Annotated in this window: 1 protein-coding gene and 2 pseudogenes; all 3 read right to left on the reverse strand. The window is 63.7% G+C overall.

What is annotated here, in order from left to right; all coding sequences use genetic code 11:
* Positions 1 to 77: 77 nt before the first annotated feature.
* Positions 78 to 1184: pseudogene (locus tag ACAG25_RS24655) on the reverse strand (Ig-like domain-containing protein); the annotation flags it as partial.
* A gap of 366 nt (positions 1185 to 1550) precedes the next feature.
* Positions 1551 to 2507 carry a sterol desaturase family protein gene (locus tag ACAG25_RS24660; protein ID WP_370491048.1) on the reverse strand — a complete coding sequence of 319 codons (957 nt, stop codon included), beginning with the start codon at positions 2505 to 2507 and terminating at the stop codon, positions 1551 to 1553.
* 44 nt (positions 2508 to 2551) lie between these two features.
* Positions 2552 to 2902 (reverse strand): annotated as a pseudogene (locus tag ACAG25_RS24665) (helix-turn-helix domain-containing protein); the annotation flags it as partial.
* Between the last annotated feature and the right edge of the window lie 115 nt (positions 2903 to 3017).

Below are 3017 nucleotides of genomic sequence, written 5' to 3' on the forward strand. Positions count from 1 at the left end.
CCCGCAGTGCTAACCGCCTGAACCATCACCACGAAGAATCACACGACGACGTCGTACACCACGTCCCTGGACTTGACCCGGGTGTTGTCGTAGAACCAACGGGCGTTGGCCGGATTGACGTTGAGGCATCCGTGGCTGACATTGGCGATGCCTTGGCTGCCCACCGACCACGGTGCAGAGTGCACGTAGATCCCGCTGTAGGACATCTGGGTCGCCCACTCCACCTCGGTGCGGTATCCGTCAGGAGAGTTGACCGGGACTCCGTAGGTGGACGAATCCATCACCAGAAACGAGTAACGATCTCCGATGATGTAGGCGCCGTTATCGGTCGGGGTCTTGGCTTTACCCATGGAGATGGGCATGGTCTTGACGATCTGACCATTGCGCCGCACAGTCATCGTTTTGGTGGCGTCATCGGCGGTGGCGATGACCTCGTCACCGATGGTGAACCGGGTAGTGACGTCATCCTGACCGAACAGCCCGTCACCGAAGTTGACGCCGTAGGCGTTGACCGCCACCTCTACTGTTGTTCCCGGTTTCCAGTATTCGGCTGGGCGCCAACGTACTTCGCGATTATTGAGCCAGTAGAAGGCTCCCTCGACCGGGGGGGTGGTGGTCACGTTGATCGCTTGCTGCGCCGCAATCCGGTCGGTGATGTTTTCATCGAAGCGGATCGCGATGGGTTGGCCCACGCCAACCGTCTCGCCGTCGTTGGGCAGGACGTAGGGCATCGTTAAGTTGTCGGGCGAGTGGGTTTCGAAGGTCGCTGTCGTAGTGGTCGCGCCGCCCAGTCCAAGGGCCTGGGCATGAAGGGTGTACTGCTTGTTGTAGCCCAGCGGCTCGGCAGACGACCAGGACACGCCATCGGGGCTGAGCTGTCCGTCGACGAGATCGCCGGCTTCGTTGGTCAACGAGACTTGGCCGAGAACGCCGTCACCGGCGGACACGGTAACAGGGGAGTCCACCGCGACACCGATCGCTCCGTCGGTCACCGACGCCTGCAATTTGGGCACTAGCAGGTCGGCGAACGGGGTGCCTTTATCAGTGATGACCTCGGGCTGGGGCGCGGCGGCCGGCGACGAGCTGCACGCGGCCGCGATCAGCAGCACCGCCATCGCCAGGACGGCCGTCCGCAGCCACTGCGCCGTCCTGCGAAACGGTGGGAGGCAAGTCGCCTGCGGCATCAGTGTGGTCTCCGTATCCGAATGTTGACATCGCTGATGAGCGGGCACTGCGTGCGCCGCGACAGCCGTTCGCGGGCGGCGGTGCACCGTTCACGGATATGGTTCAAGTGTGCTGATGCGTCATTTGGCTTTCTTAGTCCTTCGATGAAGATTCAGTAAAGACGCAGACTTGCGCACTGGTCTGCCCGACATGGCATCCGGCTAGCTCTGGCAGGCGCCGAACGGGCTGCCGATCCTTTGTTCGTCGATCGTCGGACCGTGGCGCGCAATAGGCCACGTAGAAGGCTATGGGTCTAGTACGCGTTCTGGGCTGATCGGGAACGCTTGAGGCAATCACGGTCCGGGAGCGCTAGACGCTGGTCCCTCTCAGCCCTGCTCCGGTGTCGGTCTCGTCGCGGTGGGGTCCTTCGTCGCGGTGGTGGACTTGAGGCTGCACCCTCCGGCGGGGGTGAAGGGGTGTATCAGCTGCCGCCCGTACGCGGTGGGGTAGTCGGGGTGTGCGGCCATGCCGAGCTGGGTGGAGTCGAATCGGCGGGTGGGGTTATAGGAGTAGGTGCGCATGAGGTGGTCCCAGACCAGGGTGAACAGCCCGAAGTTGACGTCGCCGATGCCGGCCCACTTGAGGTGATGGAAGCGGTGGCCTTCGTTGAGAGCCAAGACGTGCTTGGCGGGGCCCACGCGGTAGTCGGCGTTGGAGTGCTGCAGCAGCAGCTGGATCGCCACCGCGATTGCGAGCAGGGAGGCGACGTTGACGGGCAGACCGATCAGGATGAGCGGTGCCACACCAGCGGCCATCTCGACGGTTTGGTGCAGCGGGTGTTTCATCAGGCCGTTGAGGCCGTAGAAGCGGGTGATGCTGTGGTGCACGGCGTGGAAACGCCACAACACGCCGATCTTGTGGCTGGCCACATGGACCACGGTGATGCCGAGGTCGGCGATCATGATCGCGGCGAGGACCTGCAGCGGCAATGCCCAGGTGCGCGGCCACAGCTGCGGGGCCGGGACGACCGCAGCTAGTAGTGGAATGGCAGCCACGCTGGCCAGGATCAGCGTCTCGTTGACTGCGACGTGGATGCGGTCGCGCCTGCTGTCTGCCTGGTCATGATTCCATTCGGGGTCATACGGAATGACACGTTCGACCAGGAACGCGGTGGCAATCGCGACGGCCATCACGGCCAGCAGCCAGTATTTCGGGGCGCCGGCGGCGGTTAACGCCACACCGGCGCCGTTGAGGCCGAGCAGCATGACCGGCACGTAGCCGTATCGGGCCACCGCCTGTGCCGCGGTGATCGCCGTCAATGGCGGGGACTTCGTGCTCACCATCTGATCGTCGCGGCTACTGGCGTGGCAGAGCTTGAATGATCCGGCTACACGGCGGTGTCGAGGTCCCAGGACACGTGCCGGCTCAACGCCGAGGGCGCCAGCCCGAACATCTCCCGCGTGGTGCGGGTCAGATGGGCGCTGTCGGAAAACCCCGCATTATGTGCGGCGCCGGTCAGGTCATCGCCGGCGTGCGCGCAAATGATGGCGAGCCGCAGCCGTAACCACAGCACGTAGCGGCGCAGCGGAATGCCAACCTGTTCGGTGAACAGATGGGTCAATCGGCTCGCAGACACACCGACCTGGGCCGCGAGTTCGGTACCGCTGACTGGGCCTGCGGCCACAAGGTCGGGGAGCAGCCGCAACGCCTCGTCGACGGCGCGATGGCGGGTCGTTGCTTCGTCAGCTGCCATGGCGGGTGCGAGGTGTTCGATTGTCCGTTCTCATTGATTCTGGGGCATTCTCATTGAATCTGGGGTAAGTGCGTGTCTTTCTCATTGAATCTGGGGCACG

This window comes from Mycobacterium sp. pV006, assembly GCF_041287115.1.
Taxonomy (GTDB): Bacteria; Actinomycetota; Actinomycetes; order Mycobacteriales; family Mycobacteriaceae; genus Mycobacterium.

What these genes read in the sequence shown, in the direction of transcription:
- ACAG25_RS24660 (WP_370491048.1), bottom strand. Translation starts at nt 2,507, where the DNA reads ATGGTGAGCACGAAGTCCCCGCCATTGACGGCGATCACCGCGGCACAG.